Here is a 23,226-nt window from a genome sequence, read left to right on the forward strand (position 1 = left end):
CGAATAAGGAGGAGACAGGTTATATGAAAAAAATTTATTTAGATGCAGGTCACGGAGGAAAAGATTCAGGGGCTGCAGTCAACGAGTTATATGAAAAGGACTTAGTGCTAGCTGTTCAACAGCACATAATCTCTTTTCTTTCTACTCACTATCAAGGGTTTTCTCTTTGTACAACGCGTACAACCGATGTGTTTCTGTCATTAAATGAACGGGTAAATAAAGCCAATGCGTGGGGTGCTGATGTATATTTATCAATTCATATAAATGCAGGTGGCGAAACGGGATATGAAGATTTTATTTATAGCAAAAATATAAATAACCAAACCATTGTGTTCCGAAACGATATTCACGATCATGTGAAATTCGTTCTCACTAAATACAACCACTCTAACCGAGGCAGAAAGTTAGCTAATCATGCTGTGTTAAGGCGTTCATATATGCCGTCTGTATTAATTAAAATTGGGTTTATTGATACAGAACACGATGCAAAACTCTTAAAAAACCCTCAATTTCTAAAAGACATGGCCTTGGCATATGCAAAAGGCATTGCACGGTTTTTAAACTTAGAGCCTAAGTCCACAAAATCTGTGGAAGCCTCTGACGCGGAAGGTTTTTCAAAAACTACTGCTTTATATAAACCTTTATGGATAAAAACAACCGAGGATACTGAGACGTATAAGTATGCAAATATGTCAGAGAGAACAGGTCATTTAAAAAAGAATTCGATCTTTCGTGTTTATGGTGAAACGCGTGCAGCCTGGGTGATTGATGGAGGACATTTTATTGAAAAAAAAGATACGATCATTGAAGGAGAAACAATAACAACTGCGGAATTAACAAAAGAAAATTTGGAAACATTAAAAGTGTTTGTAACGGAAGAAAAATTGGAAACAGCCGTAACCTTTTCAAAAGAAGGAGCTGAGGTAGCCATCATTACACTTCACGATAAAAAAATACTGAATGTAAAAGCATTTTTAGATAGAGAAAAATGGTGGTACAAAGCTGAACGGGCAAAAAAAACTGCATGTTCTTTGAAGCTTTCACCCTAGTAATTTTCCTTATTTTTGATAGAATATAAAGAGATGAATAGTAAAGATGCATAAAGGTGTGATGGAAATGGAAGAGCAACAAGAAGTGATTGATTTAACAAAAATATATGTATATGAAGAGTTTCCAGATAAAGTTGCAGGCAGATGTGATAACTGTGGACATGTAAAATTTAAAAGCTTAGTAAAAGACTTTATTTTTATTCGTACATGCGCAAAGTGCGGTATGAAAAAAAGTATTTAAATTCCTATTTCTTTATAAAAAATGAGGCTGGGACAAAAGTATTTTAATTGAAGGAAGATCCGAACGATGAATCGAGATTCTTGATGGAGAATTCGATTCATCGTTCGGATTTTTTCATGGTGATGGTGAATGTAGGTTTCATGTATGTAGTTACTTCTAGCTGTTGATTGGAGGGCAAGGCGAAGACTCCTGCGGGAAAAGCGGAATAGGTGAGACCCCGCAGGAGCGTAAGCGACGAGGAGGCTCATCGGCCGCCCGCGGAAAGTGAAGTCTTGCACGGAAATCAACAGCGGTGTAACAAGTCATCCATACTAGATCATTTATCCAATATGTTCGTCTTTAGATTGGAGTGATTTAGTTATATCTCAATCTCTTTTTTTCTCTATTTGACGTATAAATGATCGCTAAGCTGCTCTGAAATAGTCTCTACATCTTCTTGTACATGCTTTTGTTTTTTCATCATTTCTAATAGGATTTCTTCAAGGTTCTGTGAATGATTTTGCTTATCTTTTGGTTTATGTAAGTACTTTGCAATTTGATGCATATTATTGCTTAGCCGGCTTAGTTCAGCCTCAATTTTTCGCAGGTTAACTAATAGTTCCACACCTGCTTCTTTGCCGATTAAAGGTGGCTTAACTCTTCCATCCATAATAAATTTTCGAATGAGAGACGTTCGTTTTAAATTATAATGTTCAATAAGTTCCTCTAATTTTTCTTTTTCTTCTTCATTCAACTTAATTGCTGGAATGCTGTGTCCTCTCATAAGGTATCTCCTTTCAAGAGCAGTTCTTGCTACGTTCAATCATATGTAAACATTCTCTTGTCTTTAATAATAGCAACCTTTTCCATGGTTAACTATGGTGAAAAGTTACTAAAATATCGAACGTACAGTCTGTTAAAAAACTGGTAAATTAAGAAATTTGGTTTAGTAATAGTTGAATTATAGAAGGAATGTCATTATCTACAATATCGCTACTTTATCGAAAAGGCAGCAAAATGGGTGAATGTACCGCTGTCGTACTCAACCATTTTTGAGAGCGTAACTTTAAAGAAGAGGGACGATTTTTATCGATTTTCCATCGTACCACATCTTTCCTCCTAGTAATTCTGTCGAATCTTCTAGACTATTGTCTCAAGGGAATAGAAAGAAAGAAGACGAAATGGTTGAGAACGAGGTAAAGTCAGATCATGTCTTTATTTATCTCATTTACATACTCTACGGGGGAGGAATACGTTTGAAACTAAAAAAACGATTAAAACTAAACAAGATAGGGATAGCCATGCTTGCTGCTGGGGTCATGTGTACAGCTTATACGCCTATTCATATGCTACAAAAGCCTGTAGTTGCTCAGGCTGCGGAGAATCAGTCGGATTCTTTGGAGCTAGCATTTGTCCAAGCATCTAAAGAATTTGGTGTGCCAACTTCGCTTTTAAAAGCAATTTCCTACAACAAGTCGCGCTGGGAAAATCATAATGGAGAACCTAGTGCGGCTGGGGGATACGGCCTTATGCATTTAACCGACATCCCTTTTTCAGAAGATGGAAAAGGAAACGGAACTGCGCCTTCAAAACCAGCATATGACAAACAGCAAACGCTTTCCTTAGCTGCTAAGCTGCTTAAGTCAGATAAAGAAATATTAAAAAAAGATCCTGTGCAAAATATTCGCGGTGGCGCTGCTGTGCTAGCTTTTATTGCAAAAGACAAAAATGGAAACGTACCGTCTACCGATCAGAAATGGTACGACGCAGTCGTAGCTTACAGTTCTTCCCAGGATAAAGAAAACGCTCAAGTATTTGCCGATGATGTATATAAAACGTTGGAAAAAGGAGCAGAGCGTACAACGTTAGACGGACAGCATCTTAAAATTTCTCCTCACAATATAGATATACCGATTCCTCGCGCTGAAAATTCGAATACGAGTAAAGCCGAGTGTCCGGCCTCTTTAAAATGTGAATACATCCCTGCTTTTTACGGGAAATTTAGCGAAAGTCCTTCAGATTACGGAAACTATGATATTGCAAATCGTCAAAAATCAGATGTTCGTTATATTGTTATTCATGATACGGAAGTGAGTTATGATGGAACGATTGATTTGTTTGCTAATCCTAATAGAGCAGCTGCAAACTATGTAATCCGTTCAAGTGATGGCCACATTGCACAGATGATTGATAACAAAGATGTAGCATGGCATGCAGGAAACTGGTATTTTAATACGCACAGTATTGGAATCGAGCATGAAGGGTTCGCGCTTGAAGGATCCACATGGTTTACAGAAGAAATGTACCGTTCTTCAGCAAGGCTCGTACGCCACCTTGCCAAAGAATATAATATTCCGTTAAACCGAGCTCATATTATTGGTCATGACGAGGTACCGGGTTTGTCTCCTAAAGCTCAATCAGGTATGCATTCAGATCCTGGGCCGTTTTGGGACTGGGGGCACTATATGGATTTAGTAGGAAGCCCAGTTGAGCGCCAGCATACAAACAAATCAGCCGTTACAATTAATCCAGTCTTTAAAAACAATCAGCCAGAGGTATCAGATGCGCCAAAGCAGCCGACCAACTTTGTGTATTTGCATCAAGCCCCTAGCAATGATTCACCGTTACTGGATGAGCCTGCAGCTTCAGGACCAGGAACGAAACAAACGTTAGATTGGGGAAGCAAAGCTGTAACAGGACAAACGTATGCAGTGGCTGAGACAAAAGGAGAATGGACAGCGATTTGGTACGGAGGACAAAAAGCGTGGTTTTATAATCCACATAATAAAAATACAAGTAAAGGTACAGGCATATTATTAACGCCAAAAGCAGGAAAAGAAAGCATTCAAGTATATGGAGGTGCTTTCCCCGAAGCTTCAGCCTATCCTTCTAATATACCGGTTAAAGAGATGGTGCCACTTCAGTATACAATTTCTCCGGAGCAGGTGTACGTAGGGGTAGAAAAAGTAACAAGTGACTATTACTATGCACCAACTTTTACAACAAATCCAAACGATCACAAAATGATTGTTGGGAAAGACGAATACTATCAAATTTATTTTAATCACCGCTATGCGTTTGTGAAAGCTTCGGATGTAGAGGTTAAAAAACAATAGAATAGAGTGTTAAAAGAAAAGGAAGAGACAGGGTATTTAAACGGTATGTCTCTTTCTTTTTTGAAAAAAACTACAAAAATTCAGAATGATATTAATAATGTTTTCTTATAATGATTTTTAGCTTATTATTTTTTTAAAAAAGGAATGAATGTACTGTGATTATAATTAAGCCCCTAAGCCAGTGTTCGTTTTCTGATGCGCTAAAAGCATTCAATAAGGGTTTTGAAGATTATTATATTCCCATTGCGCTGTCACTAGATCAATTCACTTGTAGATTTGGTTTCGATCATCTATCTGTCGATCATTCTTTTGTCGCTTTTTATAATGAAACACCAGCTGGAATTATTTTAAATGGAATAAAAAAGGTTAAAGGAAAAAAACATGCTTGGAATGGAGGTACAAGCGTAGCATTATCTTACCGAAAAATGGGAATTGGCGTAGCCTTGCTAAAAGCCTCACTTGAGAGGTATCAACAACAGGGAGTAGTGGAAGCTAGTCTGGAAGCATTTAAGGTTAATGAAAAAGCCATTCACCTTTATCAGAAATATGGATATGAGATTGTAGATACGCTTTTATTTCTAAAGCATAGAGGTAGTTTTCGCTCTCCCTTACTTAAAAAGAAGAATCAGTTTACGTATTCGCTAAAGCGAGGGCTTGCAAAAGATATTCAGAACCTATCTTTTTATACATACGATGTTCCGTGGAAAAATCAATTTGACTGTATTCGAGATGGAGAATCGTTTATTGCGTTGAATGAAAGAAACGAAGAAGTTGGCTATCTATTATTTCAAAAGAATTTTTCTTCCATAGGCATCGTGAATTCCGTTACTTTTTATCAAGGAAGCGTTAAGGAAAATATCTCAAATCGAGAGGAAGTTCTGGGCTTTTTATTGGTATCCATTTTTAATATGTATGGACCAATTGCTTACAATACATATAATGTACCTGCAAAAAGGAATAGCTTACTCGTGAAAATGTTAAAATCATTTGGCTTTCAAGATTTATATACAGATGAAGGAATCAAACTTGAGCAGGTGTTTATGAAAAACCAACTTTAAAAAGCGGCCATGGACCGCTTTTATTGCATTTCCGTAATAGGATGTGCATCATAAAATTCATCAATTTTTTCTTGTTGCCCTTCGTATTTTGCTTTCCACACTTGATTCACGTCATTATAATTCCGCAGATCAATTCCGTAGAAGTCGGTTAACTCTTTTCGAGTAATCGTGATTGTCTGAGGAACAGTCGTATTAATAGTAAAGTGAACGCTGTCAACATTTTGTACGACAGAAAGTAAGATGGTTGCGTTATGTAAAAGTGTACGTTTGGTTTTAACAGACGTCCAGCTTTTTTCAAACGTATGCTGATTATCTATTGCAGTGTAATTAATTGCTAAGTAATAAGGTTTTTGCGCATTTTGAAAGGTTATGCCTTTCAAATAAAAGTGTCCCGGAAGTTTATTTGTAATTTCCTCTATTGAAGTCTCATGTTCTAAAGAAGAAGTATGGTGAATAGAAGAAGCAGAGACTCTTTCAGCAGACAGATTATTATGAGGCGCATAGGCACACCCTGATAAGCAAGTGAGTACAGAGCAAATTGAAAGAGAAGCATATATTTTTTTCATGATTGTAACTCCTTTTATTTATATCTACTTGTAAAGACGAAAGACCTATATTTTTTGTTTCATAAAAAATATAAGTTTATTCATTAAAAAGACATATAATCCAAAATAATAGAAGTTAATAACCCTAATGAAGCAATAAAACCAATAACAGGACCACCTTCTTCAAGAGCTTCTGGCAACATCGTAGAAGCAACCATTGCAATAATTCCTCCCCCGGCGAATGAGGCAATAAAACCCATCATATTTGGGGTAGCGTTTTGAAGAAATAGGTATCCAATCCAAGAGCAGAGAGCTGATATGAACAAAACTGAAAGCCATAATGAAAAAATTTTCTTTTGGTTGTATTGGCTTTTTAGTAGTCCGCTTGTCCCGGAGATTCCTTCGGGTATATTGCTAATAAAAATAGAGACAACAAGCAGACAGCTAACGCGGTGCTGTTCAATCAAACTTGCGCCAATCATAAGTGACTCAGGTATAGCATCCATAATGGTACCTATAAAGATTGCTAGTCCCGAGCTAGCGGGGGCAAGGTGGTTAGAACGTTTTCTTTTGTGAGCGCCTTTTTTAGCTAAGGACATGTCAAGAAGAGTAAAGAGCCCTGCACCAGTTAAGAAGCCTGAAGAAGCAGCAATAATCCCCGCTTCTTTTACCGAATCTTGAATGAGCTCGTAGGCAGCAGCTCCTAACAAAACGCCCGTGCCAAAAGCCATAATATAAGCAGTCAACTGTTTTTTTAAAGGTACAAAGATAGCTATAATAGCTCCGATTAGTACAGCTGAGCCTGAGACACCACCCCACATAAGGGCATCTATCACATGAGATCCCTACTTTCTTACGTACTTACTTGTAGTGTAACCATCTATATGATTATTATGAAACAAGATAAATGAACTAAAAAATGGAAAAAATCACTGAGTTAGACCTTGAATAAAATAAGTCTTCGGTATAATTGACAAAATTTTCTGATTATGTCCGTTGAAAGTGCAAAAACCTTGTGATAGGCTTATCAAAAGATAAAAGATGGAAAAAAATTCTTTTATCTGTAGACAATTAAAAAACTTAACGAGTTTACTTTTAAACGAAAGAAGGAAGACGAGATGAACCCAAAAGTAGTGAAAAGAGAAAATCGTTATGCTAACTTGATTCCTATGCAAGAAATTAAATCCGTTGAACAGCAGCTTTATCCCTTTGATATTTATAACACTCTGCGTCAGGAGGCACCTATTCGTTACGATGAAAGCCGAAACTGTTGGGATGTATTTGATTATGAAACAGTAAAATATATTTTAAAAAACCCATTGCTTTTTTCATCTAAACGAGCAATGGAAGAACGTCAAGAAAGTATCTTAATGATGGATCCTCCAAAACACACAAAATTACGAAACTTAGTGAACAAAGCTTTTACGCCAAGAGCTATTCAGCACTTGGAGAGTCATATTGAAGAAATTGCAGATTATTTATTAAATGAAGTAAACAGCAAAAAACAGTTTGATATAGTAGAAGACTTTGCTGGACCACTGCCGATTATTGTAATAGCAGAGTTACTAGGAGTACCTATACAAGATCGAGCACTGTTCAAAAAGTACTCCGATGACTTAGTCAGCGGTGCTGAAAATAATTCAGACGAAGCTTTTGCGAAAATGATGCAAAAGCGTAATGACGGCGTGATTTTTTTACAAGGGTATTTTAAAGAAATTATCGCCAAGCGTAAGAAAAATAAACAAGAAGATCTTATTTCGCTGCTTTTAGAAGCAGAAATTGACGGCGAACATTTAACAGAAGAGGAAGTACTGGGGTTTTGTATTCTATTGCTAGTAGCAGGCAATGAAACAACAACAAACTTAATTACTAACGGAGTCCGGTATATGACAGAAGACTTAGACGTGCAGGATGAAGTTCGTCAAGACATATCGCTAGTTCCGAACCTGGTGGAAGAAACTCTTCGCTATTATCCTCCTATTCAAGCGATTGGACGCATAGCTGCTGAAGATGTAGAATTTGGAGAATGTAAGATTAAAAAAGGGCAGCAGGTGATTAGCTGGGCAGCAAGTGCAAATAGAGATTCAGCTAAGTTTGAAATCCCTAACACTTTTGTAGTTAATCGTAAAAAGAATCCTCACGTGAGCTTTGGGTTTGGCATCCATTTTTGCTTAGGAGCACCGCTGGCAAGAATGGAAGGGAAAATTGCCTTTGCTAAATTACTAGAAAAAGGGGGATTTTCGAAAGTTCAGAATCAGTCTTTAAAGCCAATAGATAGCCCTTTTGTTTTTGGTGTGAAAAAATATGAGATTGCTTTTAATAACGCTTAAAAAGCGAGCGCAAATTATGCGCTTGCTTTTTAGCGTTCAGTGTTCCATTTTTGGTCACCTGAAGGAGAAGCATAGGTGTCCATTGAAGAGATAAGCTGTTCGGGAGTATCAGAAATGTTAATTAGACGAATAGCAGAATCAGTAGAAAACCCTTCATCTACGGCATGCTGAACCATTTGCATAAGCGGGTTGTAGTAGTCGTTCACATTTAATAATCCCACTGGTTTTTTATGTATACCAATTTGAGCCCAGCAAAGAGCTTCAAACAACTCTTCAAATGTCCCGAAACCTCCAGGAAGTGCAATATAAGCATCAGCTAACTCGTGCATAGTTGCTTTTCTTTCATGCATGCTTTCTACTTCGATGAGTTCTGTTAGCGCGGTATGAACGATTTCACCGCTAAACAAACCGCGGGGCATAATACCAATGACTTCGCCCCCATGTTGGAGCATTTCATTTGCGACTTCTCCCATTAGGCCCATTCGTGAGCCTCCATAGATCAGCCGGTAGTTTTCTTTGGCCATGTAACGTCCTAGCGAGACGGCGGCCTCTTTATATTCCGTTTTTATCCCAGCGCTTGATCCTGCAAACACACAAATTGATTTCAATTGCTTCACTCCTTTGTTTCTTCTCTATATAAGTCTTTTCTGTTTATGAAGAACAAATTCCTTCTTAATAATTTATGAATTTTCACAATGTCATCGCTTGATTATTCTAAAAACTTTGCTTATAATCAAAGCGAAACAGCTTTTTGAAAGCGTTATCTATTACTTTTCTTTTGATGGAAAAGAGAGTACGTATAGATCTACTTGTAAGATAAGTAGATAACATGAACTTATGGGTAATTTGACCGTTTTAAAGGCTTCATTTAGTAAGCATACGTACTGCAGGATTAGGACAAGGGGGATATGATGAATAATTTAATACGCACATTAATGGTACAAACACCAACCGTACCGGGAAACTTAGGAAGAGTAGCAACTGCTATTGGAAATGTTGGAGGAGACATCGGCGAAGTTGAAACCGTTAAAGTAGGACATAACTACACCATGAGAAGCATTACGGTTCAAGTTGAAAGTGAAGACCAGCTTGAACAATTGCTTGAAGCGGTTCGCAGTTTAGAAGGCATTACTTTACATACAGTATCAGATGAAGTTCTCCATGCGCATGAAGGCGGTAAAATTCAAATGAAAAGCAAAATGAAAATTGAGTCGATCGCCGACTTAAGAAGAGTGTATACACCAGGTGTAGCAAACGTTTGCCGTGCTATTCAAGAACAGCCCGATAAAGCTAAGATTTATACGAGTATTGGAAACACGGTTGCGATCGTAACGGATGGTACAGCTATATTGGGGTTAGGAAATATTGGCCCAGTTGCAGGGATGCCGGTTATGGAAGGAAAAGCTGCGTTATTTGATCAACTTGCCAATGTAAACGCTATCCCTATTTTGTTGAATGTAAATGAACCGAAAGAAATCATTAAAACGGTTAAAAATATTTCACCGGGATTTGGCGGTATTTTACTAGAAGATATAGGGTCGCCTCACTGCTTTGAAATTGAAGAACGCTTGAAAGAAGAACTCGATATTCCAGTTATGCATGATGATCAACACGGAACAGCGGTTGTGACACTAGCAGCAGCTATTTCAGCTTGTCGCAGCACAGGTGTGAATTTGAAAGAAGCTAGAGTAGGACAAATTGGCTTAGGAGCTGCCGGTATCGCTACTTGCAGAATGTTCATGGCTTACGGTGTCAAACAGGTGATAGGAGCTGATAAGTCTCCCGAAGCGAATGAGCGCTTAATCAGCTACGGTGGAAAAGTAGCGGATTCGTTAGAAGAGCTTATGGAAAGCTGTGATATTGTCATTGCGACAACGGGTGTACCTGGTTTAATACAAAAAGAATGGATCCGAAAAGGGCAAATCATTCTAGCCCTCTCTAATCCAAAGCCAGAAATTGAACCTGAAGATGCGCTTGAAGCAGGAGCTATTTATGCTACTGACGGAAGGTCCGTGAATAATGTACTTGGCTTCCCAGGTATTTTCAGAGGAGTATTAAATGCGGGAGTGCGCGATATTACGCATACGATGCTTGTAGCTGCAGCTGAAGCCATTGCGAATTCAACGCGTGCAGGTGATTTAGTTCCTCACCCTCTTAATCTAGCTGTACATGAAGCAGTATCTGAAGCAGTTGAAAGAGCCGCTGTCGTACACGGTGAGAAAGACGGCGTTTATCGATAAAAACAAGGCTGCCTAGAAATAGGCAGCTTTGTTTTTATCGAAAATAATAAGAAAATGGTAAACTGTGAAACTTTTTTCCTTTTTTAACGTAAAATAGTAATAGAGCTATTAAAAAAGGTAGAGAAAGGAGCTTTTATGGAGTTTGAACATTTAAAGGGAAAACTGCCTCTTGAGGCTAAAAAAGCGATGCGCTGGCAATCAATTTTTACGCATGGCCTGTGGCTTCTGGCAACAGCAGGTTATTTTCTACTCGTTCATTTTTTTGATTGGTGGTCAATTATTGGATGGATATCAGCTGGACTATTGGTTGTTAGCTTTATCATATATACAATTATAGCTCCAAATGTATATATGAATGTATATTCATATGAAGTAACGGATACTCAAATTGATGTGCAACGAGGGCTATTCATCTGGTATCATACGAAAATTCCGCTTGTAAAAGTGCAGCACGTTGAAACTTTGACAGGGCCGATTTTTCGAAAATTTGACTTGGCATCTGTTAAAATCATCACAGCAGCTGGAAGCGTCGAAATTCCTGCACTCGGACAAAGAGATGCTGAAGCACTGCGAGAGTATATTGCTAGACTAGCAGAGGTAGATGATGAAGATGAGTAAGCGGCTGCATCCGTTATATATTGCCATAGCATTTATTGAACATATAAAAAATAATATCCTGCCTTTTGTGTTTGTATTTATTGTCAATCGGCACCTGTTGTTTACATATTGGTGGGCAACGCTATTAGCGGGAGGCGTAGTCGCTGTATTTGCTTTTTTTACTTGGAGAGAATTTCGTTATGAAGTAACGGAAACGGAAGTGCGCCTGTACAAAGGGATTTTAAAAAAAGAAAAACGATTTATTCAACGAAATCGCATTCAATCGATTCAGTTAGATCAGCCATTTGTTTTTAGGATCCTTCGCTTAGCCCGACTTCGTATTGACACGGCCAGCAGCGGTACGGATGCTGAAATTGATTTATCTGGTATTTCACTAAAAGAAGCGCACCATCTTAAAGATACGTTAAAGCTGTCAGGAAGTCAGCCGGAAGTAAGAGAAAAAAGTCCTGAACGTAAGATGAAAGTTTCGGTGAAACAGCTGGCGTTAGCTGCTGCGTTTTCTGGGAATTTTGGCTATATTTTTGCTGCTCTTGGTTTTCTCTATCAGTATATTGATACGTATATCAACCGCTGGGTGAAGACAGCTTACGAAGAAGTGATTCATCAATCGATGCTTGGTTTATTTGTATTAGTGGCTGTAATTGTGGTGCTTGCTTATTTACTGTCTATCGTTTTGTATGTGATACGATTTGGCGGTTTTACAGTGGAACGCTATGACCATTATCTACATATTAAATACGGACTGTTGAATAAGAAATCCCTTACGATTCCGTTTCATAAAATACAGGCTGTTACGATAGAAGAAGGGTTGTTTCGACGCTTATTTGGATGGTCTTCCGTTTCGTTAAATGTAGTAACCTCTGATTTAAAAGAAAAGGTCTATTTGCACCCGTTTATCCAACAAAAAGAGATTTCAGCATTAATGAACGTATATGTGCCGCATTATGAATATATAAAGTGTCCAAGAAATACAGCTATTCAATATGCATGGTACCCATTAATATTACCGCTCTTGTTATTTGCAGCGGCAGGGATTGGCATCAGCTTTTGGAAATCAATGTTTGTGTGGGTTATTGCCGTGCTATGCCTCGCATACGTACTTATTCACTGGTTGGGCTATCGCCAAGGCGGCTTGATGATGAACGAGGTATTTGTCAGTATTCGATCGCAGTTTTTAACACGAAAAACAACGATTATTAGAAGAAAGAAAGTGGAAGAAATTGAGGTGTTTGCAGGCACCTTTTTATGGAAAAGAGGATACCGGAAAGTGAAAATTTCAACTATGGGTATAAGCGGCAGCTATAAGTCGGGATATTTTCCATTTGAGATTTGGCATCCTATCTTTCTGCGAGCTACTTCGTCTAAAAAGGCATGAAGAACATAATTGTTCTCCATGCCTTTTGACGTTATCTACTCATTAGATTTTTTCCTTGCTCGTAATAACTATTCATCACATCAGTTGGCACCATACTGCCTCCAGTTGACCATACAAGGTGAGTAGCTTGTGACATATCGTTTTCTAGCCCTTGCGCTTGTATATATGAAGATCCGCTGTCCATTATGTGAAGAGGCCCTTGTAAACCAGCGGCTGCTGAAGGTTCTATATACATATTTTCACGATTGGCTAGCTCATAAATAAATCGGAAAAGTTGATCATCTTCTACGGTATAAATTCCGCTAATAAGCGATTTTATCGTTTCGCCTACAAAGCTAGATGGCCTTCCTACAGCTAGTCCATCGGCAGCTGTTAAGTTATCAAGTCCAATATCTGTAACGGAAATGCGAGCATGTAACTCGGTCATTAAGCCAAGCAGCATGCAAGGAGAGTGAGTAGGCTCAGCGAAAAAGCAGTGAACGTGATCACCGTATATTTCTTTTAATCCAAATGTAATACCACCAGGACCTCCGCCTACTCCGCAAGGTAGATAGACAAACAAAGGGTGTTTGGCGTCTACTTGAATCTGCTGCTCGGCTAGCTGCTTTTCCAAACGTAAAGCAGCGACGGAATAACCAAGAAATAAATCTCTAGACTGTTCATCGTCAATAAAATGACAGGTGGGGTCTGCTTCGGCTTGCTTTCGTCCTTCTTCCACGGCTTTTCCGTAGTCAGACTGATATTCAATAACGGTTACACCTTTAGAACGAAGCAGATCTTTTTTCCATTTCTTAGCATCAGCTGACATATGGACGGTGACGTTAAAGCCTAGAGTGGCGCTCATAATACCAATGCTTAAACCTAAATTACCGGTAGATCCTACTGCAATAGAATAAGAAGAAAATAACTCTTTACATCGTTCTTCAGTTAGAAGAGCGTAGATGCTTTCCTCGGTAAGCATCCCTTCTTTGATAGCAAGACTTTCAGCAAATTTTAATACTTCATAAATGCCGCCTCTTGCTTTAATAGAACCTGATATGGGAAGATCATGATCGCATTTCATCAGTAATTTTCCTTGCAGCTTGTTATTCATTTGTTGATTTAAATAGTCTTTCATATATGTAATTTCTTGAAGAGGTGATTCAATTATTCCTTTTGATGCTTTCAGCTCTGGAAAAACGATTTGAAGAAAAGAAGAAAAGCGAGAAAGTCGTTCTTTTGCATCTTTTATATCTTTGGTGTGTAAAGGAAGAGACGAAAGTGCTTCTTGAGCAGGTCTTATATAAGGGTTTATCCAAAGTATTTCCTGTTTATTGATTAAAGGTGTTAATAAAGGATATTCACGCATCCATGTAGCAAGGGGTTTTTGGTGAAATAAGTTTGTTGTCATAAAGGCTCCTTTCGCAATGTGTTATTTCCGTTATATGTATAGTACCAAGAATAGGAGATTTTGAAAACGAAAATATCAAAAAGTAGAAAGCGCATTTCAACCACCTCTTGTATACTAATAAAGATACCCCATACAACTGCATAGAAGAAAAAAGGAGAGGGATTCATGGCATTTTCAGGCGATGATAGCAGATGTCCTATCTGTGGAGAGAAAAATAACTGTGCTTCTGTACAAGGCAGAGAAATAGAAGAGTGTTGGTGTATGCAGAAAGTTTTTACTTCTGATGTGTTTAAACATATTCCTTTAGAAAGTAGAGGGAAAGCGTGTGTATGTGTCAAATGCGTTCAGAGACAGAAGAAAGAAGGTGAGGATTAACGTGAAAAAAGGAATTATTTCATACGGTGAGGCATTTATTGATTTTATCGCGAAAAACGAATCTAACACTAGCTTTGACCCTTTTTTAGGAGGCACAACCGTTAATGTAGCAGTTGGAGTTCAGAAGTTAGGAGCAAAAGCATATTATATCTGCAAGTTAGGCAGTGATGAAACAAGTGATTTCGTGAGAAAGAAACTTTTAATTGAAGGAGTAAACCAAAGCGGCTGTGTAACATCGGAGACTAAAAAAGTTTGTGAAGTGTATGTACATAAAAGTAAAGAAGGAGATCGTTACTTCCATTCCTATATAGATTCTACCCCTCATGAGCAAGTGTATAAACAGGAGCTGCAGAAAGCTCTATTTGAGCAGGCAGCGATTTTTTATTTTGGATCAGGCACTTTGTTTCATCCGATTTCCCAGGAAACTACAAAGGAAGCTGTGAAGCTCGCGAAACAACATCGTATGCTTGTAGCTTTTGATCCGAATATTCGAATGAAAAGATGGGAAAGTGAAGAAGCATGTAGAAATATCGTAACACAGTTTTTGTATGAAACAGACATTTTGAAAATTTCTCAAGATGAGCTGCTATTTTTGATGAATTCAACAGACCTTACAGAAAGTATAGAAAAACTGAGAGCGTATCATATTCCGTACGTGTGGGTCACTCAAGGAGAAAATGGTGCAGTAGCCGTTACTGCAAATCAAACGCTTCATGTGAGTGCAAAAAAAGTGCAGGTGATAGACACGAAGGGAGCGGGTGATGCGTTTATGGCAGGAATTCTATGGTATGTTCACGAAAAAAGTTTGCCTGAAAGTGAGGAAGCATGGGAGCAGTATACAATGTTTGCCAACGCTTTAGGGGGAGCAGTTTCGGCGAGATACGGAGGAATGATTTCGCTCGAAGCAAAAGATGTATCTAGTATAAAAGCAGGTAGCTGATAGCTACCTGCTTTTATACAGTTTATTATTTGAAAAATGACAGTACAATCATAAGGGCAAAAATAATCGTAAGGTGGTTCAATGAGAACACAAACATTAAAGTAGCCCATTTTGTATCTTCTAGTTTTTTAAATCCAAAAATCCCAAGAAGCATCCAAACTAGTGTTAAACCGAACATTGTAAATGCAATAATTTTACTAAACGATAAAAATAAGAAAGATGCCGCTAGTAAAATAACTAAGTATACAAGTGTTTGAACTTTTGAACGGCGAATACCTTTTACTACAGGAAGCATTGGTACACCTGCGGCTTTATATTCCTCAAGTCTTCTAATCGCAATAGCGTAGAAGTGAGGAGGCTGCCATAAAAACATAAATACAAACAATCCAATTGCTACCGGATGAAATAAGTCTGGTGAAATAGCGGCCCATCCAATGATTGGAGGCATAGCTCCAGAAATACTTCCGACTTCGGTGTTATAAATTGTTGTACGTTTTGTAAGCATAGTATAAGGCACTACATAAAAGAAAAATCCTAAAATACCCATGATGGCGGCCATGTTAGAAACTAAAAATAAAATACCTACACCGATAACAAATAAAGCCAGTCCTAACCATAGAGCAAATTTAGGGTTGACCGCTCCTGTTACCGTCGGTCTGTCTTTTGTACGTTTCATGATAGCATCGATATCACGGTCATAGAAGTTATTAACTGCCCCAGCTCCTCCTACAACAAAGGATGTCCCAATTAAAGCCAAAATAATGATAGGAATTTGTGTCACAAAGCTTAAGTCATTAACAGCAATTGCGAGACAAAGCCCAGCAACCATTCCTAGAGAGTTCGATTTAATAATCCCAGTTTTTATAATAGCACTGATTACTTCCCGGGAAAAATACTGATTGATAGGAAGTGATTCCTTTGTGATAACTTCGGTATTTTTCACAGCAATTCTCCTTTTTGAGCTTATTCTTGCATGAATAAACCTAATCTTTATTAATCAACTAAACTATTTTAACAAAAAAATATCGTAATTACATCAAGGTTGCTCGTAAAATTTGTTAACATTCCTTGAACTTTTTAAAAAAACAAAGAAAAACGTCGAATTACCACTTAAAAATAAGTACATCCTTTATTATAAGATAAAAACAGAATGCTTAAAAATGAAAATTTTGACTATCTGGTGAACTTTTAACGAGCAAGAAACTCGAACTTAATCGTACCATATTTATTGGTAATTGCAATCACATAGTATGTGATGAAAGAAAAGATGTGGTACATTAAAGAAAGGACTAATAAGTTTATTTACTATGTCTTATTCACAAGGAGGATATATGATGCCAGATAAATATGCTAGCTTCTCTGAACTTGCCTCTTATGAAGTATATAACCAAGACTACAAAATTCAATTTGAAATCAGACCTTCTAACATTATAATGCTTGCGATACACGGCGGAGGTATCGAAACTGGAACATCCGAACTTGCAGTTGGCTTAGCAGGAAACGAATACTCATACTATATATTTGAAGGATTAAAGAAATCAGGAAATGCTGATCTTCATATCACATCCACTCATTTTGATGAACCTCATGCGTTAACTATTATATCTAAAGAAGACTATGCAGTATCTTTTCATGGATACAATGATAAAAGTAAAAAACACACTAAAATCGGCGGTGCTGACAAAGCGTTAAGGTCAAAAGTACATGAAGCGCTTGTTTCCAAAGGTTTTAGTACAGAAATTTTATCAGATCAAGACCCTTTTTCCGGTATAAGCCCTAGAAATATAACTAATAAAACAGCTAGGCGGATGGGTGTTCAAATTGAGATAAGTAAAGCGCAAAGAGAAGCTTTTTTTGCAACCAATACAAGAAATGAACGTAAAAATTCTAAAACCCAGGAATTTTTTGAGTATATATCAGCCATTAGAAGTACATTTCCTCTGAGATAAATCAGATACGTTTAGTATTTATTAAACATGTTAGATTTATTACGTGCATGTTTGTGGTATACATATAGTAACTACATATACTGGAGGAGATAATCATGAAAACGTTTGACCAAGAAGATACCCTAGAACGTCTTAAAGCCTCTTATCGATATTTGAAAGGCATAGATATACAAGAAGTCAGCACATTAGATGATCAAAAACGAGCAGAAGCTGTGCAGTTAATCGAAGAGATCGGTCTTAAAATATCAGAAATGCGTGTGAAAGTAGAGTGAGAAAAAAGAGAAAGGAGGACATCTGTCCTTCTTTCTCTTTTTCAACAACTATAAACAGGAGATTGACCATGAATGAGCAATATTATGATGCTTTATTAAACATAAAAACAACGGGAGAACAAAAGGGATTTAATGGTTCATTTCATTACCATCGTTATGAACCCACGCCTTATAGTGCATTAGAAACACTTTTCACTCAGTATGAGCTAACAAGCAGCGATAGAATTGTCGACTTCGGGTGTGGAAAAGGAAGGCTGAATTTTTATGTGAACTACCTATGTAATGCCACCGCTGTAGGGATAGAAATGAATGAGCACTTTTATGAGCAGGCCATAGATAATCAGAGGCGCTATTTAAAAAAAGCCAAGGGCCGCAAACATCATATTCATTTTCAGTGTTGTTTAGCCCAGGAATATAAGATTCATCCACTAGACAACTGCTTTTATTTTTTTAATCCTTTTTCAGTTCAAATTTTTATCCAAGTAGTGAACAATATTTTGCTTTCGTGGGAAGAGAATAAGCGCGAGATTGATTTGATTTTATATTATAGTTCGGAGGATTATCTTCATCATCTCGAAAAACACCCTTCTTTTATTTTAAAAGAAGAAGTAATGCTGCCAGAGCTGGATCAGAAAAATCCATATGAACGGTTTTTGATTTATAAAATAGCTTATTAAGACGACTTATTTACTGTTTTATAAAGCTGTATCGTCGCCGGTTCTATTTAACAAATCAGCAGGGTCTAGAAAAAGACCTGCTGATTTTATTTATAACTTTTTAGAAATTAAAGCATAACACTTTATTATGTAAGCGCTTTCTGCTATAATGAAACTAGGTTGGATAGCATGCGTGGCTATCGGTGTACTCAGCGCAGGCGGGGCTAGTACAGAAAGAGAAGGCTACATACAAGTTAATAAACATTTAGTGGATAGAAATAAGAAATATCAAAAAAACAAATTTATTAATTTGTATGCTAAATCGTAAATTAACAAAAACGGCATTCATGATAAGATTTTAGAGAAAAGAGCCCAGCATATACTGTATAAGCAATTTTTTTACTCTAAAAAGGGTGAAGAAATTGCTTATTTATTTTTAAATAAGTGCACAGCTGTTCAGATTTGTTTTGAGATGCCTAGCGTTAGTGTATAATAGTAACAACTATGAAAAGTTGACATTGTTAATTGATTAAAGGAGATTTAAAAATGAGTGAACTGAAAATAGATGATGTAGCGAAGCAAAGCGGTTTAACAAAACGTACGATTCGTTATTATGAACAAATTGGATTGATGCCGGCACCTCCAAGAAGTGAAGGTGGATTTCGTCTGTACACCGAAGAACATGTAGAATTTTTAAAGAAAATTACGAATGCCAAAGAAGTCATGGGTTTTTCACTTCAAGAATTACAGGAATTTCTTGCTTTAAGTGATACTCTTGAAATACAAAAGATGGATTATAGGCAAGTGAAAGGAACAAGTCAACAAAAAGAAAAGTTAGAGCAAGTGTTACATACGGTTGAAGAGCAGCTCAAGCTGATTGACCAGAAAAAGAAAAACATCTTAAAGGTAGAGTCAGACCTTCTGTCACTAAGAGATCGTGCTAAGGCTGCAATTGTAAAATTTGAGCAAGAAGAATCATAAAAAGCAGGCGCATTCACTACAAGAGTGCGTCTGCTTTTATGATTTTTATAGGGCAATCATTTATGATTGTGAAGTGTTTTCTTCTAGCTGTACCCCTAAAAGAAGTAAAATAGCCTGTATCCCATCGGCTTTTCCACTGTGATAGCTTCTCGTTTCAGCATCCAAAGCTTCATTTGCAGATTCCATCGTATTTGATTCGTATAAGTCTAAAATTAATTGTTTTCCTTCGGGACTCAAATGCAGCTGCCCGCGTTCCTTCATTTTAAACTTCAACTTCTTCAACTCCTTTTCCCATAATACTATCAGTATACAAAATTAATGACATTTACGTAAACGTTAATTTTTGTATATGGAAATGAAGAACGTATGGGGTATAGGTACTAAGTGAGATGAGAGATACTCATTATCCTTTGCTTGTTTTAATATTTGTCAGCTTATAGCCGCAAGCTGAGCATGTATAAATAACGTTTTGATTAGACTGAGCAGTTAGAACGGTAGCAAGCTCTTTTTGAGAATGACAGTTAGGGCAAATAACAACAGGGGATTTCATGTGATTTTCTCCTTTTCTTTTTAATAGTCAAATTTTATTTTATGTAAAGTTTAATCAAATATCCTTCGTGCTATCAAAAACGACGGAAGATATGTAAAAAAGCATTCTCGCTCAAAAGAAACGAGAATGCTTAAGGTGAGTTTAAAATCCATCCTGGCTTGCTGTAAATGGAATGTTAAGTCTTCTTTCTACATTGCGTAAGCGCTGATTTAATCTGTTTATACGGTCAGTATGTCGTTCTACAACGCGATTTAAACGAGTAATTTCTCTCATTTGCTCCTCATTTTGTCTCTCAAGCGTACGAATTCTCCGTTCAAATCCTCCAAGATTTTGAAGCTGCTGTCTCTCATCGTATTCTTCATGCTGTGGTACGTAAGGGGGATAGTATTGTTGAACTGAGTAATCAACTTGTTGAGGAATGTATCCAGGGTTGAAATAATAAGGGTTCATTAGGGCACCGCTCCTTTTAAATAGTAAATTCAAATCAAACACGATATAACGTATGCGAAGATAAGAAAAATGCTCTGGGCATATACCTAAAGACATTCTGTATTTAAAAAAGGAAAGTATTTTTAAGAGGGAAAAGGAGATAGCTGACCCTTTCTTGAATATGCAAAATAGAAAAGCTTCTTTTTTAGACACTTTATTTAAGAAAGAGGGAAAGTGACCGATGGCTCAAGGAAAACAAAAACCAGCACCTAAAATAGAAGAATCAAAAGCTCCGCCTGCAAAGAAACAAAAGTCTAAAGGCCGAAGCACTAAAAAAGCGCAGCCTCCTACATCACCCTGGGTAAAAGCTGCTTCCGTTTTATCTAATATTGATTTCATTCGTTTGTTTCGAGTGCTGTTTCTTGCTTTAGTGGTTGCTTTTATTGTGTATCAATATATTTTACTTACAAAGGGGATCTTCATCAAAACATATGTGGCCCTTTGGCATCATCACAAAATGATCTTGCTAGCTGGAGCTGCATTTATTACCTATACTTCTTTCATTTTTTACCTTGGCTACCGCACCGCTAAAAAACGGTAGAACTACTTTAGACGGCGAATAGCATCCATTCTTTAAGCAAACCTTATATGTATGTCAACATAGAGGGGGGGAAGAAACGTGGACAAGCAGCGAGCAAAACAAATTGCTGATTCACCCGTTATGGCTAACGTTACGTATAACGATACGGCCATTTATATTCAACATGTAAGCGAAGAAAATGATATGGTAAGAATTTATCCGCTAGGTCAGCCGGAGAATGAACAAAATGTTGCAGTGAACCAATTAGTAGAGCATTAAGGTGGATAAATAGAGCTCATTTTTCAGTTAAATAAAAGACAGAGAGCACAACGCAGCTCTCTGTCTTTTATTTATTCTTCCCAACGCTTACTGCTGATTTTTTCAATAATTCCGTGCAAATCATCCGGCTTATGAAACTCAATCGGAGAAGCGCCTTTTTCAAATAGAATCGATTCTGCTTCAATTAAAGCCACGTAGCGTCCGTTCACTTTCGCTAAATGAATATTTTCACCGAAATCAGCTAACAGTCCTTTAATCTCTGTTTCACCAAGCTTCATTTTCAACTCTGCATCAGGCGTATGCTCGACGATATGAGCAGCAGCTTCCATAACTTGATGCGTATCTAAACGTTCTTGAAGCTCACGCTTTTCACTTGTTGCCCACAATTCTATGTCCGACTCAAACTGTTCGAGTTCTACGCTTTCCGCTTCAAACGTTTCGCTGACGTGTTCACGCACCATATCCATCACTTGTGTTTTCATAACCTCAGGCATCGGCTCGTTGTAGTCAATGAATTTTAAAAAGTCTTCAAAGTAACGGGCGTGAGACGCTTGGTGGATGACAAGCTCGCTTTCTTCGACCATGCCTTCTTCAGGCATGTATGGGTATTGAATAGATTTCATATTTTTAGTAGTAATTGCCATCTCTACATGGCGAATAAGAGTTGATTCATCTGAAATTGAAGCCACTTTTGGCTCAAAGTCACATTTTAAAATAAACACAAAAGCATGATCAAAATATTTTCTTGGAACAGCAGATACAACTAAAAATGCTCCTCCTCGAACGGCTGCAGTATCAAGATAAGCATTGATAAACTGCTCGCTGTTTTCTTCAAATTCTTCTTTGGTTGTGGCAAAACGAGTGCGGTGAAATAAATTATAATTAGGGTTTGAATCGAGAGCATGTCCTGGTTCAACTACAAAATACCCGAGCTTTGTAGGCACTTGTTCTGCTTTGGGGTGTCGCTCTACTTTGCGTTTTACAATTTTTTTAAACTCACCGTCTAAAAAATCTTTAATGGAATTTTCTTCATATTCTTCGGTATCAAGCGTTTGAAAATGCTTATATTGTTTAGAGGCCTGTTCTTCTTTTCCTTCTACTTGTATTACGTAAAATGATAAAAAATTAATTTTAAAATCCATAGCAGTCACCTTGTTTCTTTTTAGTCAGTTACTTCAGTATAAGAAAGAGTCCGGTAAGCGTCAATGCTTGTTAGCTGTAAGGGCAGAAGATCTATTTAGACTATTTATCAGCTGAGAAATAGTGTGTGAAGCAAAAAAATAAGAGAGACGGGGTGTCTCTCTTATTTATACTGCTCCAAACGTTCAAAAAAGGTTTTGACAAACTTATAAAAAATTTTATCAGAAGGCGCTAAATCACGATTTCTAGGAATAATCATCCCGACTGTGCGCTGAAGCTGCGGCGTATGAATAGCAAGTTTAGTAGTAAAACGGGGAGTTGTTTCAGACACAGTGCTTTCAGGAAGAAGTGTGACGCCAATTCCTGCGGATACAAGACCTTTAATCGCGTCTAAATCTTCTCCTTCAGATGAAATATTTGGCATAAATCCTGCTTGTTTGCAAGCATCAAAGGCCATTTTATGTAAAATGAATCCTTTTGGAAATAGCACAAAATTTTCGTTTCTTAAATCTCGTAGCCGGATGTTGTCCCGTTCAGCGAGCGGATGATGAGAAGGAACAAGGGCTAAAAGGTTTTCAGTGAATAGAATATGCCCTTCTATACTTTGGTCCTCTATAGGAACAGGACCTAAAAAAGCAATATTGATATCTCTTTTTTTGACCGATTCAATTAAAAATTTGTACGAACCTTGTCTAAGATGAAAAGCAACATTTGGATGTTCTTCTTTAAAGGCTGATATAATAGTAGGAAGCAGGTGACTAGCAAGGCTTGTTGGAAATCCGATTTTAATCGTTCCTCTTTCGGGATCCAAGTATTCATCAATTTGTTCTTTCGCATAGTCAATAGCTTTCATAGCCGTCTCTGTATGCTCAAGAAAGACTTTTCCTATTGCTGTTAACTTGACATTTCTTCCTTCGCGTTTGAATAAACTAACACCTAGCTCAGATTCTAGGTTCGCGATTTGACGGCTGATTGCTGATTGAGCTACATGCAGATATTCTGCCGCCTCAGATACGTGTTCTCTTTTTGCAACTTCCATAAAATAGCGTAATTGACGCAGTTCCATAGGCATCCTCCATTTATATATATCAAAATTAGATTAGTTTTATCTAAATTATATATTGTTTATATTGA

General features: G+C 37.4%; 27 protein-coding genes. 16 read left to right on the plus strand and 11 right to left on the minus strand.

The annotated features are described in order from the left end of the window. The first annotated feature begins 23 nt into the window (after positions 1-23). Together M3225_RS19780 and M3225_RS19785 are read left to right on the plus strand one after the other, a co-directional pair. Positions 24-1,049 carry an N-acetylmuramoyl-L-alanine amidase family protein gene (locus tag M3225_RS19780; RefSeq protein WP_251396463.1) on the plus strand — a complete coding sequence of 342 codons (1,026 nt, stop codon included), beginning with the start codon at positions 24-26 and terminating at the stop codon, positions 1,047-1,049. A 46-nt stretch (positions 1,050-1,095) separates the two neighbouring features. Beyond that, a complete protein-coding gene (locus M3225_RS19785) occupies positions 1,096-1,290 on the plus strand; it encodes a hypothetical protein (RefSeq protein WP_374109843.1) in 195 nt (64 codons plus the stop codon). A gap of 382 nt (positions 1,291-1,672) precedes the next feature. Here M3225_RS19785 and M3225_RS19790 read toward each other — a convergent pair whose 3' ends face one another. Beyond that, positions 1,673-2,053: a plasmid mobilization protein gene (locus M3225_RS19790; protein ID WP_251396465.1), complete on the minus strand. Its 381-nt coding sequence runs from the start codon at positions 2,051-2,053 to the stop codon at positions 1,673-1,675. Positions 2,054-2,525: 472 nt separating this feature from the next. Here M3225_RS19790 and M3225_RS19795 point away from each other — a divergent pair, with 472 nt between their 5' ends. Both M3225_RS19795 and M3225_RS19800 read left to right on the plus strand, forming a co-directional pair. Beyond that, positions 2,526-4,385 carry an N-acetylmuramoyl-L-alanine amidase gene (locus tag M3225_RS19795; RefSeq protein WP_251396467.1) on the plus strand — a complete coding sequence of 620 codons (1,860 nt, stop codon included), beginning with the start codon at positions 2,526-2,528 and terminating at the stop codon, positions 4,383-4,385. A 155-nt stretch (positions 4,386-4,540) separates the two neighbouring features. Next, the gene (locus tag M3225_RS19800) at positions 4,541-5,443 is read left to right on the plus strand and encodes a GNAT family N-acetyltransferase (protein ID WP_251396469.1); all 903 of its coding nucleotides are present in this window, start codon (positions 4,541-4,543) and stop codon (positions 5,441-5,443) included. Between the two features lie 20 nt (positions 5,444-5,463). Here the strand turns inward: M3225_RS19800 and M3225_RS19805 are convergent, their stop codons facing one another. Beyond that, the gene (locus M3225_RS19805; protein ID WP_251396471.1) at positions 5,464-6,009 is read right to left on the minus strand and encodes a DUF4825 domain-containing protein; all 546 of its coding nucleotides are present in this window, start codon (positions 6,007-6,009) and stop codon (positions 5,464-5,466) included. An 83-nt stretch (positions 6,010-6,092) separates the two neighbouring features. Further along, complete coding sequence (locus M3225_RS19810) at positions 6,093-6,824, minus strand: ZIP family metal transporter (RefSeq protein ID WP_251396473.1); 732 nt, start codon at positions 6,822-6,824, stop codon at positions 6,093-6,095. Positions 6,825-7,106: 282 nt separating this feature from the next. Between M3225_RS19810 and M3225_RS19815 the strand changes: the two genes are divergently transcribed. Then, complete coding sequence (locus M3225_RS19815) at positions 7,107-8,318, plus strand: cytochrome P450 (RefSeq protein ID WP_251396475.1); 1,212 nt, start codon at positions 7,107-7,109, stop codon at positions 8,316-8,318. A gap of 29 nt (positions 8,319-8,347) precedes the next feature. On the opposite strand, the gene M3225_RS19820 is transcribed toward M3225_RS19815, so the two are convergent. Then, positions 8,348-8,926 carry an LOG family protein gene (locus M3225_RS19820; protein ID WP_251396477.1) on the minus strand — a complete coding sequence of 193 codons (579 nt, stop codon included), beginning with the start codon at positions 8,924-8,926 and terminating at the stop codon, positions 8,348-8,350. A 300-nt stretch (positions 8,927-9,226) separates the two neighbouring features. On the opposite strand from M3225_RS19820, the gene M3225_RS19825 reads away from it, so the two are divergent. The 3 genes from M3225_RS19825 to M3225_RS19835 all read left to right on the plus strand — a co-directional run bounded on the left by M3225_RS19825 (position 9,227) and on the right by M3225_RS19835 (position 12,551). Continuing rightward, positions 9,227-10,558 (plus strand): NAD-dependent malic enzyme, encoded by a 1,332-nt coding sequence (locus M3225_RS19825; protein WP_251396479.1) that lies wholly within the window; start codon positions 9,227-9,229, stop codon positions 10,556-10,558. A 135-nt stretch (positions 10,559-10,693) separates the two neighbouring features. Then, positions 10,694-11,176, plus strand: coding sequence for a PH domain-containing protein (locus M3225_RS19830; RefSeq protein WP_251396481.1), 483 nt, complete (start codon positions 10,694-10,696; stop codon positions 11,174-11,176). Then, positions 11,169-12,551, plus strand: a complete 1,383-nt coding sequence (locus tag M3225_RS19835) for a PH domain-containing protein (protein WP_251396483.1) — start codon at positions 11,169-11,171, stop codon at positions 12,549-12,551. The genes M3225_RS19830 and M3225_RS19835 overlap by 8 nt, the downstream gene beginning before the upstream one ends. Before the next feature lie 31 nt (positions 12,552-12,582). Here the strand turns inward: M3225_RS19835 and M3225_RS19840 are convergent, their stop codons facing one another. Continuing rightward, positions 12,583-13,941, minus strand: a complete 1,359-nt coding sequence (locus M3225_RS19840) for a D-serine ammonia-lyase (RefSeq protein WP_251396485.1) — start codon at positions 13,939-13,941, stop codon at positions 12,583-12,585. Positions 13,942-14,106: 165 nt separating this feature from the next. On the opposite strand from M3225_RS19840, the gene M3225_RS19845 reads away from it, so the two are divergent. Both M3225_RS19845 and M3225_RS19850 read left to right on the plus strand, forming a co-directional pair. Then, entirely contained in the window at positions 14,107-14,316 is a 210-nt protein-coding gene (locus M3225_RS19845; RefSeq protein ID WP_251396487.1) for a cysteine-rich CWC family protein, read from the plus strand. A 1-nt stretch (position 14,317) separates the two neighbouring features. Further along, the gene (locus M3225_RS19850) at positions 14,318-15,256 is read left to right on the plus strand and encodes a carbohydrate kinase family protein (RefSeq protein WP_251396489.1); all 939 of its coding nucleotides are present in this window, start codon (positions 14,318-14,320) and stop codon (positions 15,254-15,256) included. A 25-nt stretch (positions 15,257-15,281) separates the two neighbouring features. Here the strand turns inward: M3225_RS19850 and cyoE are convergent, their stop codons facing one another. Next, positions 15,282-16,199, minus strand: a complete 918-nt coding sequence (cyoE, locus tag M3225_RS19855; RefSeq protein ID WP_251396491.1) for a heme o synthase — start codon at positions 16,197-16,199, stop codon at positions 15,282-15,284. A gap of 391 nt (positions 16,200-16,590) precedes the next feature. Here cyoE and M3225_RS19860 point away from each other — a divergent pair, with 391 nt between their 5' ends. The 4 genes from M3225_RS19860 (at position 16,591) to M3225_RS19875 (ending at position 19,114) form a co-directional block, all read left to right on the plus strand. Next, entirely contained in the window at positions 16,591-17,205 is a 615-nt protein-coding gene (locus tag M3225_RS19860) for a poly-gamma-glutamate hydrolase family protein (protein WP_251396493.1), read from the plus strand. Between the two features lie 95 nt (positions 17,206-17,300). After that, positions 17,301-17,477: a hypothetical protein gene (locus M3225_RS19865; RefSeq protein ID WP_251396495.1), complete on the plus strand. Its 177-nt coding sequence runs from the start codon at positions 17,301-17,303 to the stop codon at positions 17,475-17,477. Between the two features lie 68 nt (positions 17,478-17,545). Then, positions 17,546-18,154 (plus strand): methyltransferase, encoded by a 609-nt coding sequence (locus M3225_RS19870; protein WP_251396497.1) that lies wholly within the window; start codon positions 17,546-17,548, stop codon positions 18,152-18,154. Positions 18,155-18,679: 525 nt separating this feature from the next. Next, entirely contained in the window at positions 18,680-19,114 is a 435-nt protein-coding gene (locus M3225_RS19875) for a MerR family transcriptional regulator (RefSeq protein ID WP_251396499.1), read from the plus strand. Between the two features lie 60 nt (positions 19,115-19,174). On the opposite strand, the gene M3225_RS19880 is transcribed toward M3225_RS19875, so the two are convergent. The 3 genes from M3225_RS19880 to M3225_RS19890 all read right to left on the minus strand — a co-directional run bounded on the left by M3225_RS19880 (position 19,175) and on the right by M3225_RS19890 (position 20,114). Further along, positions 19,175-19,387, minus strand: coding sequence for a hypothetical protein (locus M3225_RS19880; RefSeq protein ID WP_251396501.1), 213 nt, complete (start codon positions 19,385-19,387; stop codon positions 19,175-19,177). A 130-nt stretch (positions 19,388-19,517) separates the two neighbouring features. Further along, on the minus strand, positions 19,518-19,664 hold the full coding sequence (locus M3225_RS19885) for a hypothetical protein (RefSeq protein ID WP_013056796.1): 147 nt from the start codon (positions 19,662-19,664) through the stop codon (positions 19,518-19,520). Positions 19,665-19,805: 141 nt separating this feature from the next. Then, the gene (locus M3225_RS19890; protein ID WP_251396503.1) at positions 19,806-20,114 is read right to left on the minus strand and encodes a hypothetical protein; all 309 of its coding nucleotides are present in this window, start codon (positions 20,112-20,114) and stop codon (positions 19,806-19,808) included. 220 nt (positions 20,115-20,334) lie between these two features. On the opposite strand from M3225_RS19890, the gene M3225_RS19895 reads away from it, so the two are divergent. Continuing rightward, positions 20,335-20,694: a hypothetical protein gene (locus tag M3225_RS19895; RefSeq protein ID WP_251396505.1), complete on the plus strand. Its 360-nt coding sequence runs from the start codon at positions 20,335-20,337 to the stop codon at positions 20,692-20,694. A 78-nt stretch (positions 20,695-20,772) separates the two neighbouring features. Further along, positions 20,773-20,952 carry an H-type small acid-soluble spore protein gene (locus M3225_RS19900; RefSeq protein WP_251396507.1) on the plus strand — a complete coding sequence of 60 codons (180 nt, stop codon included), beginning with the start codon at positions 20,773-20,775 and terminating at the stop codon, positions 20,950-20,952. Between the two features lie 71 nt (positions 20,953-21,023). Here M3225_RS19900 and M3225_RS19905 read toward each other — a convergent pair whose 3' ends face one another. Both M3225_RS19905 and M3225_RS19910 read right to left on the minus strand, forming a co-directional pair. Next, positions 21,024-22,094 (minus strand): DUF3900 domain-containing protein, encoded by a 1,071-nt coding sequence (locus tag M3225_RS19905; RefSeq protein WP_251396509.1) that lies wholly within the window; start codon positions 22,092-22,094, stop codon positions 21,024-21,026. Between the two features lie 161 nt (positions 22,095-22,255). After that, entirely contained in the window at positions 22,256-23,158 is a 903-nt protein-coding gene (locus M3225_RS19910; RefSeq protein ID WP_251396511.1) for a LysR family transcriptional regulator, read from the minus strand. Positions 23,159-23,226 lie beyond the last annotated feature (68 nt).

Origin of the sequence: Priestia aryabhattai (genome assembly GCF_023715685.1) — a bacterium.
GTDB lineage: Bacteria > Bacillota > Bacilli > Bacillales > Bacillaceae_H > Priestia > Priestia aryabhattai_B.

Coding starts and splice junctions, on each gene's coding strand:
- M3225_RS19835 (WP_251396483.1), top strand. CDS start 11,169: ATGAGTAAGCGGCTGCATCCGTTATATATTGCCATAGCATTTATTGAA.
- M3225_RS19895 (WP_251396505.1), top strand. CDS start 20,335: ATGGCTCAAGGAAAACAAAAACCAGCACCTAAAATAGAAGAATCAAAA.
- M3225_RS19845 (WP_251396487.1), top strand. CDS start 14,107: ATGGCATTTTCAGGCGATGATAGCAGATGTCCTATCTGTGGAGAGAAA.
- M3225_RS19785 (WP_374109843.1), top strand. CDS start 1,096: ATGCATAAAGGTGTGATGGAAATGGAAGAGCAACAAGAAGTGATTGAT.
- M3225_RS19885 (WP_013056796.1), bottom strand. CDS start 19,664: ATGAAATCCCCTGTTGTTATTTGCCCTAACTGTCATTCTCAAAAAGAG.
- M3225_RS19830 (WP_251396481.1), top strand. CDS start 10,694: ATGGAGTTTGAACATTTAAAGGGAAAACTGCCTCTTGAGGCTAAAAAA.
- M3225_RS19875 (WP_251396499.1), top strand. CDS start 18,680: ATGAGTGAACTGAAAATAGATGATGTAGCGAAGCAAAGCGGTTTAACA.
- M3225_RS19890 (WP_251396503.1), bottom strand. CDS start 20,114: ATGAACCCTTATTATTTCAACCCTGGATACATTCCTCAACAAGTTGAT.
- M3225_RS19870 (WP_251396497.1), top strand. CDS start 17,546: ATGAATGAGCAATATTATGATGCTTTATTAAACATAAAAACAACGGGA.
- M3225_RS19825 (WP_251396479.1), top strand. CDS start 9,227: ATGATGAATAATTTAATACGCACATTAATGGTACAAACACCAACCGTA.
- M3225_RS19910 (WP_251396511.1), bottom strand. CDS start 23,158: ATGGAACTGCGTCAATTACGCTATTTTATGGAAGTTGCAAAAAGAGAA.
- M3225_RS19865 (WP_251396495.1), top strand. CDS start 17,301: ATGAAAACGTTTGACCAAGAAGATACCCTAGAACGTCTTAAAGCCTCT.
- M3225_RS19815 (WP_251396475.1), top strand. CDS start 7,107: ATGAACCCAAAAGTAGTGAAAAGAGAAAATCGTTATGCTAACTTGATT.
- M3225_RS19805 (WP_251396471.1), bottom strand. CDS start 6,009: ATGAAAAAAATATATGCTTCTCTTTCAATTTGCTCTGTACTCACTTGC.
- M3225_RS19840 (WP_251396485.1), bottom strand. CDS start 13,941: ATGACAACAAACTTATTTCACCAAAAACCCCTTGCTACATGGATGCGT.
- M3225_RS19860 (WP_251396493.1), top strand. CDS start 16,591: ATGCCAGATAAATATGCTAGCTTCTCTGAACTTGCCTCTTATGAAGTA.
- M3225_RS19780 (WP_251396463.1), top strand. CDS start 24: ATGAAAAAAATTTATTTAGATGCAGGTCACGGAGGAAAAGATTCAGGG.
- M3225_RS19790 (WP_251396465.1), bottom strand. CDS start 2,053: ATGAGAGGACACAGCATTCCAGCAATTAAGTTGAATGAAGAAGAAAAA.
- M3225_RS19905 (WP_251396509.1), bottom strand. CDS start 22,094: ATGGATTTTAAAATTAATTTTTTATCATTTTACGTAATACAAGTAGAA.